General features: G+C 59.5%; 14 protein-coding genes. 3 read left to right on the forward strand and 11 right to left on the reverse strand.

The genetic code is table 11. The features are described 5' to 3' along the window. Positions 1 to 75 precede the first annotated feature (75 nt). The 4 genes from VY732_RS06170 to VY732_RS06185 form a co-directional block, all read right to left on the reverse strand. Positions 76 to 1,029, reverse strand: a complete 954-nt coding sequence (locus VY732_RS06170) for a hypothetical protein (protein ID WP_077571384.1) — start codon at positions 1,027 to 1,029, stop codon at positions 76 to 78. A gap of 17 nt (positions 1,030 to 1,046) precedes the next feature. Continuing rightward, complete coding sequence (locus VY732_RS06175) at positions 1,047 to 2,762, reverse strand: proline--tRNA ligase (RefSeq protein WP_077571385.1); 1,716 nt, start codon at positions 2,760 to 2,762, stop codon at positions 1,047 to 1,049. Positions 2,763 to 2,891: 129 nt separating this feature from the next. Continuing rightward, positions 2,892 to 4,451: an AmpG family muropeptide MFS transporter gene (locus VY732_RS06180; protein WP_077571386.1), complete on the reverse strand. Its 1,560-nt coding sequence runs from the start codon at positions 4,449 to 4,451 to the stop codon at positions 2,892 to 2,894. Positions 4,452 to 4,494: 43 nt separating this feature from the next. Next, complete coding sequence (locus VY732_RS06185; RefSeq protein WP_016985281.1) at positions 4,495 to 4,848, reverse strand: MGMT family protein; 354 nt, start codon at positions 4,846 to 4,848, stop codon at positions 4,495 to 4,497. A gap of 164 nt (positions 4,849 to 5,012) precedes the next feature. Here VY732_RS06185 and VY732_RS06190 point away from each other — a divergent pair, with 164 nt between their 5' ends. Next, entirely contained in the window at positions 5,013 to 6,020 is a 1,008-nt protein-coding gene (locus tag VY732_RS06190) for a DUF481 domain-containing protein (protein ID WP_077571387.1), read from the forward strand. A 119-nt stretch (positions 6,021 to 6,139) separates the two neighbouring features. On the opposite strand, the gene VY732_RS06195 is transcribed toward VY732_RS06190, so the two are convergent. Beyond that, positions 6,140 to 6,349, reverse strand: coding sequence for a cold-shock protein (locus VY732_RS06195; RefSeq protein ID WP_002554837.1), 210 nt, complete (start codon positions 6,347 to 6,349; stop codon positions 6,140 to 6,142). A gap of 355 nt (positions 6,350 to 6,704) precedes the next feature. Between VY732_RS06195 and dcd the strand changes: the two genes are divergently transcribed. Together dcd and VY732_RS06205 are read left to right on the forward strand one after the other, a co-directional pair. Then, positions 6,705 to 7,271, forward strand: coding sequence for a dCTP deaminase (gene dcd, locus VY732_RS06200; protein ID WP_007918616.1), 567 nt, complete (start codon positions 6,705 to 6,707; stop codon positions 7,269 to 7,271). A gap of 107 nt (positions 7,272 to 7,378) precedes the next feature. Continuing rightward, positions 7,379 to 7,588 (forward strand): hypothetical protein, encoded by a 210-nt coding sequence (locus VY732_RS06205; protein ID WP_007918615.1) that lies wholly within the window; start codon positions 7,379 to 7,381, stop codon positions 7,586 to 7,588. 46 nt (positions 7,589 to 7,634) lie between these two features. On the opposite strand, the gene pdeM is transcribed toward VY732_RS06205, so the two are convergent. From pdeM to VY732_RS06235, 6 genes are all read right to left on the reverse strand, one after another. Continuing rightward, positions 7,635 to 8,291 (reverse strand): ligase-associated DNA damage response endonuclease PdeM, encoded by a 657-nt coding sequence (gene pdeM / locus VY732_RS06210; protein ID WP_116028792.1) that lies wholly within the window; start codon positions 8,289 to 8,291, stop codon positions 7,635 to 7,637. Next, positions 8,288 to 10,777, reverse strand: a complete 2,490-nt coding sequence (locus tag VY732_RS06215; protein WP_331694958.1) for a ligase-associated DNA damage response DEXH box helicase — start codon at positions 10,775 to 10,777, stop codon at positions 8,288 to 8,290. Before VY732_RS06215 ends, pdeM begins: the two co-directional genes overlap by 4 nt. Before the next feature lie 192 nt (positions 10,778 to 10,969). Then, entirely contained in the window at positions 10,970 to 11,734 is a 765-nt protein-coding gene (locus tag VY732_RS06220) for an ABC transporter ATP-binding protein (RefSeq protein ID WP_034154958.1), read from the reverse strand. A gap of 13 nt (positions 11,735 to 11,747) precedes the next feature. Then, the gene (locus VY732_RS06225; protein ID WP_331694960.1) at positions 11,748 to 12,866 is read right to left on the reverse strand and encodes a succinylglutamate desuccinylase/aspartoacylase family protein; all 1,119 of its coding nucleotides are present in this window, start codon (positions 12,864 to 12,866) and stop codon (positions 11,748 to 11,750) included. A 13-nt stretch (positions 12,867 to 12,879) separates the two neighbouring features. Beyond that, positions 12,880 to 13,590, reverse strand: a complete 711-nt coding sequence (locus VY732_RS06230) for an ABC transporter permease (RefSeq protein ID WP_034154960.1) — start codon at positions 13,588 to 13,590, stop codon at positions 12,880 to 12,882. Continuing rightward, the gene (locus tag VY732_RS06235) at positions 13,587 to 14,315 is read right to left on the reverse strand and encodes an ABC transporter permease (RefSeq protein WP_077571391.1); all 729 of its coding nucleotides are present in this window, start codon (positions 14,313 to 14,315) and stop codon (positions 13,587 to 13,589) included. Before VY732_RS06235 ends, VY732_RS06230 begins: the two co-directional genes overlap by 4 nt. Between the last annotated feature and the right edge of the window lie 6 nt (positions 14,316 to 14,321).

Here is a 14,321-nt window from a genome sequence, read left to right on the forward strand (position 1 = left end):
GCGAGCAGGCTCGCTCCCACATTTGGAATGTATTCCGCCCTGTGGGAGCGAGCCTGCTCGCGAAGCTTTTAGCTTTTAATTCGGTCCCGGATCAGCCACCAAGCGACCCGCATCCTTGGTCAACGACTTGAGAAACTCAGTCTGTAACTCAGGATCATTGCGCGTCAGTTCGATCAGGCTTTGTTCCAGTTCGCTGGCTTCTTCTTCCAGACCCAGTTCTGACAGACGTTTGACCCGATGCACCCACTGGCTCACTTCGTCGTCTTCCAGATCGTCGTAGATCAGCCCGTGCGCTTCCAGCAATTTGCCACGCAGATGACTGCTGATCATCAGCGATGAGTCCGAGTGCACGTCATCCTTGGCGTCTTCGACACTGATCTGCAATTTGCCGACATGATTGAGATCATTTTCGGCAAACGGACTGTCGAGCAGGTTCAGACGCAGCACACCGTTACGATCGGTGGTCATGTCAAAGGTCTGCTTGCCAGCCTTGACCTGCACCGGGCGCTCGCTCCATGGCAGGCTCGAATACTCCGTGCGCTTGTCGCGCTGGACTTCATCGATACCGGCGAGGTTCTGTTGCGCGCGACCGTTGGACTGCACGTTCATGAACGGGTTGAGCCCGGCAAAACCGTAGCTCAGCCAGTCCTTGGTGACGCTGTCCGGCAGGTTGCCGAGGGCAAACACGTTGACCACGTTGGCGCCGACGCCACCGACTACGGCCACCGCGCCCAGCGGAATCTCGTAGACCTCCCGCCAAGGCTGATAGGGCGTGTAGCGATCGTAGCGACGCGTCACTTCGAACTCGGTGACTTCGAAAGTCTTCTGTTCGTTGATCTTCACGCGTCGCTGCGGCAGCTCTAGCTCCTTAGGCTCACCGACATCAATCTGCAGGCTATGGTCGAGCAACTTTCGCTCGACCCGCTCTTCGTGCTCGCTGCGTTGTGACATGTGATTGGCACAGCCGCTGACCAGCAGGGCACCGCACAGGGCGGTGCCTCCGAGGCCTAAGGTGTTTCGCTTGAACATGACGTCTCTATCTGGTTTCAGCGGCGGATACGGGCCTGCAGGAAGGACAATACGTCGGCCACCGGCAATGCTTGCGCTTCGCCTTCGGTACGGCTCTTGTATTCCAGGTTGCCTTCGGCGAGGCCGCGGTCGCTGACCACGATCCGGTGAGGAATGCCGATCAGCTCCATGTCCGCGAATTTGATGCCCGGGCTGGTTTTCTTGTCGCGATCGTCCAGCAGCACTTCGAAGCCGGCCGCCGTCAGTTCGGCGTACAGCTTGTCGGTTGCTTCGCGGACCTGCTCGGTTTCATAGCGCAGCGGTACCAGAGCGATCTGGAACGGCGCCAGGGTGTCGCTCCAGATGATGCCGTTTTCGTCGTTGTTCTGCTCGATGGCCGCAGCCACCACGCGGGACACGCCGATGCCGTAGCAACCCATTTCCAGGGTGACTGGCTTGCCGTTCTCGCCCAGCACTTCGCACTTCATCGCCTTGCTGTACTTGTTGCCCAGCTGGAAGATGTGTCCGACTTCGATGCCGCGCTTGATTTCCAGGGTGCCTTTGCCGTCCGGGCTTGGATCGCCGGCGACCACGTTACGCAGGTCAGCCACGGTCGGAACGGGCAGATCACGCTCCCAGTTCACGCCGAAGTAGTGCTTGTCGTCGATGTTCGCGCCGATACCGAAGTCGCTCATCAGCTCGACCGAGCGGTCGATGATGATTGGCAGCGGCAGGTTCAGCGGGCCGAGCGAACCGGCGCCGGCGCCAATGGCGTCACGCAGTTCGGCGTCGGTGGCCATGACCAGCGGGTTGGCAACGCCTGGTTGCTGGGCAGCCTTGATTTCGTTGAGTTCGTGGTCGCCACGGATGACCAGCGCGATCAGCTTGCCTTCTTCTTCGGCGCGCACGATCAGGGTCTTGATGGTCTTTTCAATCGGCAGATTGAATTTCTCCACCAGCGCCGCGATGGTTTTGGTGTCTGGCGTGTCGACCAGGCGCAGCTCTTCAGTCGCAGCGGCACGCGAAGTTTCGCGTGGCACGGCTTCGGCTTTTTCGATGTTCGCTGCGTAGTCGGAACCGTTGCTGAAGACGATGTCGTCTTCGCCGGACTCGGCCAGTACGTGGAATTCGTGCGAACCAGCGCCACCGATCGAACCGTTGTCGGCTTCCACCGGGCGGAATTTCAGACCCAGGCGCGTGAAGATGTTGCAGTACGCTTCATGCATACGGTCGTAGGTGATCTGCAACGACGCCTGATCAGCGTGGAAGGAGTACGAGTCCTTCATGATGAATTCGCGGCCGCGCATCAAACCGAAGCGTGGGCGGATTTCGTCACGGAACTTGGTCTGGATCTGGTACAGGTTGATTGGCAGCTGTTTGTAGCTGCTCAACTCGTTGCGCATCAGATCGGTGATCACTTCTTCGTGGGTCGGGCCCGCACAGAAGTCGCGACCGTGGCGGTCTTTGATGCGCAGCAGCTCAGGGCCGTATTCTTCCCAGCGTCCCGATTCCTGCCACAGCTCGGCCGGTTGGGTGCTCGGCATCAACACTTCCAGAGAGCCGGCAGCGTTCATTTCTTCACGAACGATGGCTTCAACCTTGCGCATAACCCGCAAGCCCATCGGCAGCCAGGTGTACAGGCCCGAGGCGAGTTTGCGGATCATGCCGGCGCGCAGCATCAGCTGATGGCTGATCACGACCGCGTCGGAAGGCGTTTCTTTCTGTGTGGCGAGCAAAAATTGACTGGTGCGCATGGTTGGCCGTTGTCGGTTGCTATGACTGGAAATGACTCCGCAGTGTACCGGCGAGTTTTGCCGACGTACAGGCGTGAGGTCAGTGGGGAGGCACGACGGCGGGATTCCTCCCGCCGTTGCCGAAACGTCTTACGATTCTTCTGCGACCGGCGTCGGCACAGGCTCGGGCGTTGGCGTCGGGCCTTCGCGGCGGCTTTCCTGAAACCAGTGCAGGGCGATCAACACTAGCGTCGGCACGCCGAGGAGGGCGGTGATCAGGAAGAAGCTGTGATAGCCAAACTTCTCGACCAAGACCCCGGAATAGCCGCCCATCAGGCGCGGCAACAGCAGCATGATCGAGCTGAGCAAAGCGTATTGGGTGGCGGAGAACTTCAGGTTGGTCAGGCTCGACAGGTAAGCAACGAATGCCGACGTCGCCAGGCCCGAGCTGAAGTTGTCGAGGGAAATGGTCACCACCAGCATCTGCAGGTTCGGGCCCATGTCAGCGAGCATCACGAACAGCAGGTTGGTGGCTGCGGAAGCGACGCCGCCAATGAACAAAATCGGCAGAATGCCAAAACGCACGATCAGCAGGCCGCCCATACCGGCGCCAACCAGCGTCATGATCAGGCCGAAAATCTTGCTGACGCTGGCAATCTGATCCTTGGTGAAACCCTGGTCGATGTAGAACACGTTGGCCATGACGCCCATGACCGTGTCCGACATCCGATAGGTGGCGATCAGACCCAGTAACAGAAACGCCTGCCAGCGATAACGCAGGATGAAGTCATTGACCGGGGTCAGCACCGGTGCGAGGCCGCGACGGCCCATGGTCGACAGGCACAGGCCAGTCAGCAGCGTGTAGAGAATCGCGCGCAGGAAGGCACGATCTTCGAGCAGCAGGTCGAGCGGGCTCATGCCGCCGAACAGCACGCTGGCGAAATCAGTGTTGTAGAGCTGGGTGAACATCGCCGGTACCGAGACCAGCAAGACAATCAGCACAAACACCGACATCAGTTGATGCATAAAGGTGTAGCGCCCGGCCTGTAACTGTGTCCGCAGTGGCACCGGCGGCTCGCGCATGAACAGCGTGGTCAGCAGCGCGGGAATCATCAGAGCGCCGAACAGTGCGTAAGTGCCGGCCCAGGCCGAGTGCTGATAGTTGAAGCCCGTGGAGCCAAAGCCCTCAGCGAAAAACAAGGCACCGGCAGTCGCCAGCAGTGCAGCCACGCGATAACCCGACATGTAACTGGCGGCGAGGGCGGCCTGGCGATTGTCTTCGGCGATTTCCAGGCGATAGGCATCCACCGCGATATCTTGAGTGGCGGAGGCGAAAGCGACGACAACGGCAATGGCGATCAGCCAGGACAGATGTTTCTGCGGATCGCAGAAACCCATGCCGATCAGGCCGAGAATCACCAGGGCTTGCGAGAGCACCAGCCACGAACGGCGACGGCCGAGTTTGCCCAGCAACGGCAGACGCCATTGGTCGAGCAAAGGTGACCAGACCCATTTGAACGCATAGGCCAGGCCGATCAGGCTGGCGTAGCCGATGGTTTCACGGGCGACACCGGCTTCACGCAGCCAGACGGAAAGCGTTGAGAACACCAGCATGTACGGCAGGCCGGCGGCGAAACCGAGCAACAACAGCACGAGCGTCGAAGGACTGGCATAAGCGGCTAGCGCGGCGCGCCAGGTTTTACGGGGCATGGGCTGAAGTCTGCCTCAAGATTGCGGAAACAAAGCGCGCACTCTAACCGCTGTGCTCTACCGGACGCCAGCCATGGCGCTGAATATCCACACGATTGTTCAGGACGGTGATGCCTTCCATGCGCAATCGGGCCCGTTGTTCATCGCCGGATGGGCTGCCCACCGGCAGGCTGATCCGACCGCCCGCGCCCAGCACGCGGTGCCAAGGCAGCTTGGTATCGCCGGGTAACTGACTCAAGGTGCGGCCGACCCAACGGGCGGCGCGCCCCAACCCGGCCAGCTCGGCTAACTGACCATAGCTGACGACTTTGCCTTCGGGCACTTGGGCGAGCGTTGAGTAGAGCGCCGTGCGTCGGATTTGCGCATCGTTTTCAACGCTGTCGAGCGGGTCTTTCACGTACGCAGTTCCTGAACATGAACAGTTTGATGGCTTGCAGAGTAATCGGTGATCGCGCAATTGAGAAATGAACTCATCAGAAATAGTCCGGTCAGTCCTTGTCAGGGTCTTATTCCTACGGATAATGCCGACCTTTTTCGCAAACTTGAGCCTTAGATTCGCTTATGTTGTCCAGATCCTTGCTGTGCCTTGCTGTTTTCAGTGCGTCTACGCCCCTGCTTGCCGACACTGTCTGGTTGAAGAACGGTGACAAGTTGAGCGGCACCATCACCGTGTTCGATGGCGGCAAGCTGTTGATCCAGACCAAGTACGCCGGTGCGGTCACCATTGACTGGAAAGAGGTCAAGACTCTGGACAGTGATCAGCACTTGCTGGTCAAGCAGGATGCCTACAGCGGTGAAGTGTCCAAGTCGCTGACCGCCGCCGAAGATGGCAAAGTCACCCTGGCCAACGGTGAAGCGCCGAAAACCGTCGAGCTGGCGAGCATTCAGCAGATTCTCAAGCCGAAACCGGTGGTCGAGGATCTGGTGTGGAAGGGTAATGTCGACCTGGCGTTGGACTATCAGCGCGCCGAGAAGGATACCGATGACTACGATGTCGGTTTCAAGACCTCGGCGCGTCATGGGCGCTGGCGCCACACCGCCGAAGGTGAATACAACCGCGAAGTGCAGGACGACGAAACCACCACTGACAACTGGCGCGCTGAATACGCACTCGACCGCTTCCTGACGGATCAATGGTTCTGGCAGGGTCGCTTGAACTACAAGCGTGATCACATCGAAGAGCTGGCGCGCCAGCGCGTGGTCGGTACCGGTCCTGGCTACCAGTTCTGGGATGACGAGTTGGGTGCGTTCTCGCTGGGCTCGCTGCTTAACCGCACCGATTACGAGTATCGCGATGGCAGCAAGGACAACTTCTATTCTGTCGCGATGAAGTGGGATTACAACCGATACCTGATTGGCAAGAAGGTCGAATTCTTCACCAACGGTGAAGTAGGCAAGCCGCTGTCGGGTGTTGCCGATTACGCGCTGGATGCCGAGATGGGCTTGCGCTATAAGGTCACCGATTGGGCTTCGCTTAACCTCAAGGCTGAGCGTGACATCATCAGCGGCACCAACGATGCGGACTTGAACAAGACCCGTTACACCGCAGGGTTTGGCGTGGCCTGGTAAGCCATCCACAAAAAAATCGCAGCCTGGTCGGGCTGCGATTTTTTTTGCCTGTACAAAACAGGCGCCCACAAAAAAGCCCCGCTTTTAAGGGCGGGGCTCTTTTCTAAAGAAGCTACAAGTTAGATAACTTGTACTTCTTCAGCTTGCATGCCTTTCTGACCGCGGGTAGCGATGAAAGAAACCTGTTGGCCTTCTTTCAGGCTTTTGAAGCCGTCGGATTGGATAGCTTTGAAGTGAACGAACAGGTCGTCACCGGATTGTGGAGTGATGAAGCCGAAGCCTTTTTCATCGTTGAACCACTTAACGGTACCGGTTTGGCGATTAGACATGGTGTAACTCCTTGAACAAAGATAACTGCGACTCAGGAAGAACCCTGGCCGAGACTGAGTGCAAAGAGCAGGAAAAATTCTTGTAGATGGTTGGATCGAAATTCAACATATCGTGTAGAGATTCTCAGTGACACAAGCAACACAGTGACGCCACCTTAACCCAGTTTCCGAGAAGTGCCAATGCTTCTTGCGAAGGTTTCTCTGTTTTCGGGATCGGCGGTGTGACGGTTCGTCGCCAAACCCAGTATTTCATAGGTGTTCGGCGAGAATTGCAGCCCGCACTTTGAACCCGGCGGCGCGCCCGGTAAGATGCCGGACAGAATTTTTCCACCTCGCTATTCAGGACACCCCCGCCATGAGCATCAAATCGGACAAGTGGATTCGCCGCATGGCGCAGGAACACGGCATGATCGAACCGTTCGTCGAGCGCCAGATGCGCGGCAGCGACGACAGCCGTGTGATCTCCTACGGTGTATCGAGCTATGGCTACGATGTACGTTGCACCAATCACTTCAAGGTGTTCACCAACATCAACTCGTCCATCGTCGACCCGAAAAACTTCGATCCGGGCAGCTTTGTCGACGTCCACAGCGACGTCTGCATCATCCCGCCGAACTCTTTCGCCCTGGCCAGCACCGTCGAATACTTCCGCATTCCACGCAATGTATTGACCATCTGCCTGGGTAAAAGCACCTACGCGCGTTGCGGCATCATCGTTAACGTCACGCCGCTCGAGCCTGAGTGGGAAGGCCACGTGACGCTGGAGTTCTCCAACACCACCAACCTGCCGGCGAAAATCTACGCCAACGAAGGCGTGGCGCAGATGCTCTTCCTTGAGTCCGACGAGGAATGTGAAGTGTCCTACAAGGATCGCGGTGGCAAGTACCAGGGCCAGCGTGGCGTGACTTTGCCGCGGACCTGATCGGTCCATCCGACAGATCGCGGGAATTCTTTGGCGGGCAGACACTCTATGGGGTGTACTGCCCGTTTTTGCTTTCGGCAAAACGGGCCTTCGCCGAGGAGTGCCCTATGAAGATCGATCCGCAAATCACTGCCGAACTGGCAAGGCTCGAGCCCAATCAGATTGGCGTATTGGCCTGGTCCTTGTTGGCGCATCCGCCACTGAGCATGGCCGGCGGAATTCCCGGTCAACCCGATCCCGATACCCCTAACGAACAACCGACCGAGCCGGGTGAACCGACGCTTCCGGACGAGCCGCCACCGGCACCGGTTGCCTGATCTGCATTGAAAACGAATGGCCAGTCAGATGAGGTCTGCAAAGACTTTAACTGACTGGCCATATTTCGTTGTCGCCGATGACAAAAATCCTGCAGCTTTCATCCTTCTCGACCGGATAGCCCCCAGTAAAGGCGCCAAATGCCGGCAGCAGACTGATGCGTTCACCGAGCCTGAAACACGCCAGGCGCAAGCTTTGTCGACCCTTGCCATGTAACCGATAGACCGGGTGCACATGACCCGCCAGCACGTGTCTTTCAGGATGCGGGTCCGGTTCATGCTGCAAGGCGAATGGCCCGAGTAGCAGCGGTTCCGGCACCACCCTGATATTCAGCGATTCGGGCGGATCGCCGGCGCGTTTGTCGTGATTGCCGCGGATCAGCGTCATCGGCAACTCCGCGTGACGCGCACGCCAATGCGCCAGCGCGCCCAGCGTGCCCGGGGCATGGGAGCCGGGCCCGTGGAGGAAATCCCCGAGAAAGATCAATAAGCGGCAGGGCAGCTTTGCCAGCAGCCGGTCAATCACGGCGATGTTGCTCGCCGTGGTGCCATGTGGAACCGGTTGACCAAGACTGCGATAAGCCGCCGCTTTGCCGAAATGCACATCGGCAATCAACAAGACCTGCTGCGCGGGCCAGTACAAGGCTTTCTCCGGCAAGAGCCAAAGCTCTTCACCAGCCAGACGCACCGGGTAGGCCGCATTCATCGGGATTTATCCTTGTCGGCGCTATTCTCCAGATCACCGACCATTCGCCTGATCCGGTCAGCGAGTTTTTCCGAACTCATGCTTTCGCGCATGCGTTCCACCAGCAGCGGAAACCCTAGCGGTGTAGGACGTTTGAGCTGATGCACGTCCAGTTTCATCCCGTTGATCCGCTCCAATGTCTGTTCCAGGCGACGAATATCCAGTTCTTCCCGTAGGACTTCTTCCCCGGCTTGCGCCAGCAACAGATTGTCGGCGTCGTATTGTTTGAACACTTCGAAAAACAGTCCGCTGGACGCCTGGACCTGCCGGGTACTTTTCGGTGCACCGGGGTAGCCGGCGAAGACCAGCCCGGCAATCCGCGCGATCTCGCGAAAGCGCCGCAGGGCCAGTTCACCGGCGTTCAGGCTGGCCAGAACGTCCGCTAACAAATCATCAGCATTGAAGAGACCGGTATTCAAATACTCGGCCCAGTCGATTGGCGTAGCGCTGAGCAATTCCAGGCCGTAATCGTTCACCGCGATGGAAAACGTCACGGGCTGCCGTTGACTGACGCGCCATGCCAGCAGGCTCGCCAGGCCCAGATGCACTTGGCGCCCGGCAAACGGGTAGAGAAAAAGGTGCCAGCCTTCGCGGGACTTCAATACTTCGGCCAACAGGTTTTCTGTGGTGGGCAAACCAGACCAGCGCATCTGGGTTTCCAGCAACGGTCGCAACGCCTGCATTTCCGGGCCGACAAACTCGCCTTGCGCCGCCGCACTGAAGCGCCTGACCACGGCTTCGGCCAATTCGTTGGAAAGTGGCATCCGCCCACCATTCCAGCGCGGCACTGCGGCTTTTTTTGCGGTGCTACGTTTGACGTAAGCGGTCATGTTTTCCACTCGCACCAACTCCAGCAAACGCCCGGCGAACAGAAAACCATCACCCGGTTTAAGCCGCGCAATAAAGCCTTCCTCGACACTGCCCAGCTGTTTACCTCCGCCGCCCTTGCTCCAGAATTTCAGCTGGATGCTGGCATCGCTGACGATCGTGCCGATGCTCATGCGATGACGCCGCGCCAACCGTGCATCCGGAACGCGCCAGACGCCGTGCTCGTCCGGCTCGACCCGGCGGTAATCCGGATAGGCTGTCAGAGACATCCCGCCGTGGCGTACGAAAGCCAGCGCCCACGCCCAATCGGCGACTGTCAGGTCGCGATAAGCCCAGGCGCCGCGGACTTCTTCGTACAACTCTTGAGGAATAAACCCACCACCGAGGGCCATGCTGACCAAGTGCTGCACCAGCACATCCAGCGGTTTGTGCGGTGACAGGCGTGGTTCTATGCGCCGTTGCTCGACGGCATCGCGGGCAGCGGCTGCTTCGATCAACTCAAGGCTGTGAGTTGGCACCAGCGTTACTCGTGACGTGCGCCCCGGTGCATGGCCGGAGCGCCCGGCACGTTGCATCAAACGCGCGACGCCTTTGGCCGAGCCGATCTGCAGCACGCGCTCGACGGGCAGGAAATCCACGCCCAAGTCTAGGCTTGAGGTGCAGACCACGGCTTTCAAATGGCCGTCCTTCAGGGCTTGCTCGACCCAGTCGCGAGTCTCGCGAGACAGTGAACTGTGATGCAGCGCAATCAACCCGGCCCAGTCCGGCCGCGCCTCCAGCAGCGCCTGATACCAGATTTCCGATTGCGCCCGAGTATTGGTGAACACCAAGCTGCTGGCGCAGGCATCCAGTTCAGCAACGACCTGCGGCAACATCTTCAGACCGATGTGTCCGGCCCACGGAAAACGCTCAATCGCCGGTGGGAGGAGGGTATCGACCTTCAGCGATTTTTCGCTTTGTCCCTGAATGCTGATGCCGCCACCCTGTGGGATCAGCACCTGTTCGGCGTGAGATTGATTACCGAGGGTGGCGGACACGCCCCAGACGATCAGCTCAGGTTGCCAATGCCGCAGGCGGGCGAGGGCCAGTTGCAGTTGCACGCCGCGCTTGTTGCCCAGCAGTTCGTGCCATTCATCGACGACGATCATGCGCAGACTCGACAGCGCGACTTGTGCATCGGCGCGGGCCAGTAACAGCGTCAGGCTTTCCGGGGTGGTGATCAACGTAGTCGGCAGGCGCCGGCTCTGCCGGGCGCGTTCGCTGCTGCTGGTGTCACCGGTGCGCAGGCCGATGCTCCACGGGATCTGCAGATCATCGACAGGTGTTTGCAAGGCGCGTGCAGTATCAGCGGCGAGCGCGCGCATGGGGGTGATCCACAGCACTGTCAGCGGTTCGGCCGGTTGTTTTCGTTTACGCGATGTTTCGACGGCAGGCTGCGAGCGGGCAAAGCGATTGAGCGCGGCAAACCACACCGCATAGGTTTTACCGGCACCGGTGCTCGCGTGCAGTAGACCGGATTCACCGTTTTTCACCGCCGCCCATACCTGTTTCTGAAAGGCGAACGGCTTCCAGTCGCGGGCGCTGAACCAGATTTTTGCGTGGTCGGGAGATTTCGCCATGCGGGCTGCGCGCGCTCTGGAGGTGTTCTCCAGTGACCGCACGGCGGGCGGACAAGTTTGATTTTTGTAGACGATGGAAAACGAATGTAGGAGCGAGCCTGCTCGCGAATGCGGTGTGTCAGCCTACAATTTCTTAACTGACACACCGCTTTCGCGAGCAGGCTCGCTCCCACAGGGGGATTGTGTACGGCGTTATTTGAGGTTGCCGCTGAGGAATTGCTTCAGGCGTTCGCTTTTCGGGTTGCCCAGCACATCCTCGGGCGCACCTTCTTCTTCCACCAAGCCTTGGTGCAGGAACAACACCTGGCTGGAGACTTTCCGGGCGAAACTCATCTCATGGGTCACCATGATCATGGTCCGGCCTTCCTCGGCCAAACCTTGAATCACCTTCAACACTTCCCCCACCAACTCGGGGTCCAGCGCTGAGGTCGGTTCATCAAACAACATCACCTCCGGCTCCATCGCCAACGCCCGGGCAATCGCCACGCGCTGTTGCTGCCCGCCGGAGAGAAACGCCGGATATTGATCCGCCACCCGCGCCGGCAAGCCGACCTTGTCCAGATAACGCCGCGCACGATCGTCGGCTTCCTGCTTGCTGCAACCCAGCACCCGGCGCGGGGCCATGGTGATGTTTTCCAGCACGGTCATGTGGCTCCACAGGTTGAAATGCTGGAACACCATCGCCAACCGCGTGCGCAAACGTTGCAGTTCATCAGCGTCAGCGACGTGCATGCCGTGGCGGTCGGTGACCATGCGGATCGCCTGGCCATCGAGGCTCATGGCGCCGTCGTTGGGTTGTTCGAGAAAATTGATGCAGCGCAAAAAGGTACTTTTGCCCGAGCCGCTGGCGCCGATCAGGCTGATCACGTCGCCGGTCTTGGCCTTGAGCGACACGCCTTTGAGCACCTGATGGTCGCCATAGCTTTTGTGCAGGCCTTCAACGGTCAGTTTGTACATGGGACAGACATCCTCAAGGCGAAAGTAGGTAGCCGCTGCGATAGGCTTCGGCGCCCGCAACATGGGCGATGACCATGCCGGCCGTGGCCATGCGGCGCAGCGAGCGGGCGTACATCACGCCGGCGCTGGTGCAATGAATAGGGGTGATCCGGTCGTTGATCGGGTCGATGATTTCAGCGATCTGCTGCCCGGCTTGCAGGACTTGCCCCGCCGTGGCGGTGTACACCAGCAGGCCGCCGACCGGGGTGGTCACCGGTTCCACACCGGCCAGCGGCGTGGCGGGGAACGGCAACGGCGGTTGCGGTTTGGTCTCGCCGACAATCGCATCGGACTGGATCAGGTAGTCGATCAGCGCCTGGCAGTCGCGGCTGGCCAGCGGATGGGTGACGTCACCCTGGCCGCGCAACTCGACGGTCACCGAGAAACTGCCGAGCGGGATCTCGAAATGTTCGCCGAAGCGCTCCTTCAATTGCCACCACAGCAGCGTGAAGCACTCGTCGAACGACTGCCCGCCGGAATCGGTGGCCAGCAGGCTCGCCTGGGCTTCGATGTAGCGCGCCAGCGGCTCAACTTGCGGCCACGCTTCGGGCGTGGTGTAAAGGTGCACCACCGATTCGAAATCGCAGTGCAAGTCCAGCACCATGTCAGCGTCGCAGGCCAGCCGTTGCAGGATCAGGCGCTGGGATTGCAGTTGCGTGCTGGCGGTCTGGCGGGAGAGGGCGTTGCGCAGATGTGTGCGGATCAGTTCGAGGTTGTGCTGCGGATCGTCATTCAGTTTGCCCTCGATGGCGTTGCCGATCTCTTCACTGAGGTCGACGAACCAGCGGTTGAAGTTCTGCCCGCTCTCCAGTTCGTAGCGGCCCAGCGGCACGTCCATCAGCACTTGTTCGAGGCCGACCGGGTTGGCCACTGGCACCAGCACGATTTCGCTGCGCAGGCGCCCGGCCGCTTCCAGCTCGGCCAGACGTTGCTTGAGGTGCCAGGCGACGAGCATGCCGGGCAGTTCATCCGCATGCAGCGAAGACTGGATGTAGACCTTGCCCTTGGCCTGCTCCGGGCCGAAGTGGAAGCTGTGGATCTGTCGTGCGGTCCCCGGCAGCGGGGCCAGCAAGTCATGGATCAGGTGGCGCATTTGCAGGGTTGTCCTAGTGAGTCGGGCCGAGGAAGGCCAGCCATCGGCGTTCGGCAAGGCGGAACAGGCCGACCAGCGCAAAGGTAATGGTCAGGTAGATCAGCGCGGCGATGCCGAACGACTGAAAGGTCAGGAAGGTCGCCGAGTTGGCGTCTCGCGCTACTTTCAGGATGTCGGGGATGGTCGCGGTGAAAGCCACGGTGGTCGAGTGCAGCATCAGGATCACTTCGTTGCTGTAATACGGCAACGAACGGCGCAGCGCTGACGGCATGATCACGTAGGCATACAGCTTCCAGCCGGTCAGCCCGTAAGCCTTGGCCGCTTCGACTTCGCCATGGTTCATGCTGCGGATCGCCCCGGCGAAAATCTCCGTGGTGTAGGCGCAGGTGTTGAGGGCGAAGGCGAGGATCGTGCAGTTCATCGCATCGCGAAAGAAACTGTCGAGCAACGGCTGCGCACGCACGGCGGCGAGGCTGTAAATCCCGGTGTAGCAAATCAGCAACTGGATATACAGCGGCGTGCCCCGGAACAGGTAGGTGTAGAACTGCACCGGCCAGCGAATGTAGAAGTGTGGCGAGACGCGGGCGATCGACAGCGGAATCGACACCAGAAAACCGATGAAGATCGAAGCGCTGAGCAGCCACATCGTCATTGCCAGCCCGGTGATGTTCTGGCCGTCGGTATAAAGGAAGGCGCGCCAGTATTCCTGCAGAAGTTCGATCATCGTACGGCCTCCCGGGAACCGGCGGCATAACGACGTTCAAGCCAGCGCAGGATGAAATTCGAGGCACTGGTGATCAGCAGATAGATCAACGCGGCGAGAACCAGGAAGTAGAACAGTTGATAAGTGCTTTTACCGGCGTCCTGCGCGGCTTTGACCAGGTCGGCGAGGCCGATGATCGACACCAGCGCGGTGGCCTTGAGCATCACCATCCAGTTGTTACCAATGCCCGGAAGGGCGAAGCGCATCATTTGCGGAAACACCACGTAGCGAAAGCGCTGGCCGCGTTTGAGGCCATACGCGGTGGCGGCTTCAACCTGACCGCGCGGCACGGCGAGGATCGCCCCACGGAAAGTTTCGGTGAAATACGCGCCATAAATAAAGCCCAGCGTCAGCACCCCGGCGCTGAATGGGTTGATTTCGATGTATTCCCATTCCATGTAGTCGGTCAGGGAAGTCAGCCAGGTTTGCAGGCTGTAGAAAATCAGCAGCATCAGCACCAGATCCGGCACCCCGCGAATCAGCGTGGTGTAGAGCTGGGCGGGCAGGCGCACCAGTTTGATTTTTGACAGTTTGGCACTGGCGCCGAGCAGGCCGAGCAACACGGCCACCAGCAGCGACAACGCCGATAATTTGATGGTCATCCAGGTGCCTTCCAACAGCAACGGGCCAAAACCCTTGAGGCTGAAGGCTGCGAGCCCCAGATTTTGTAAGAGGTTTTCGAACATAAATCA

The organism is Pseudomonas sp. ZY71 (genome assembly GCF_036542145.1).
In the GTDB taxonomy this organism is placed as follows: Bacteria; Pseudomonadota; Gammaproteobacteria; order Pseudomonadales; family Pseudomonadaceae; genus Aquipseudomonas; species Aquipseudomonas koreensis_A.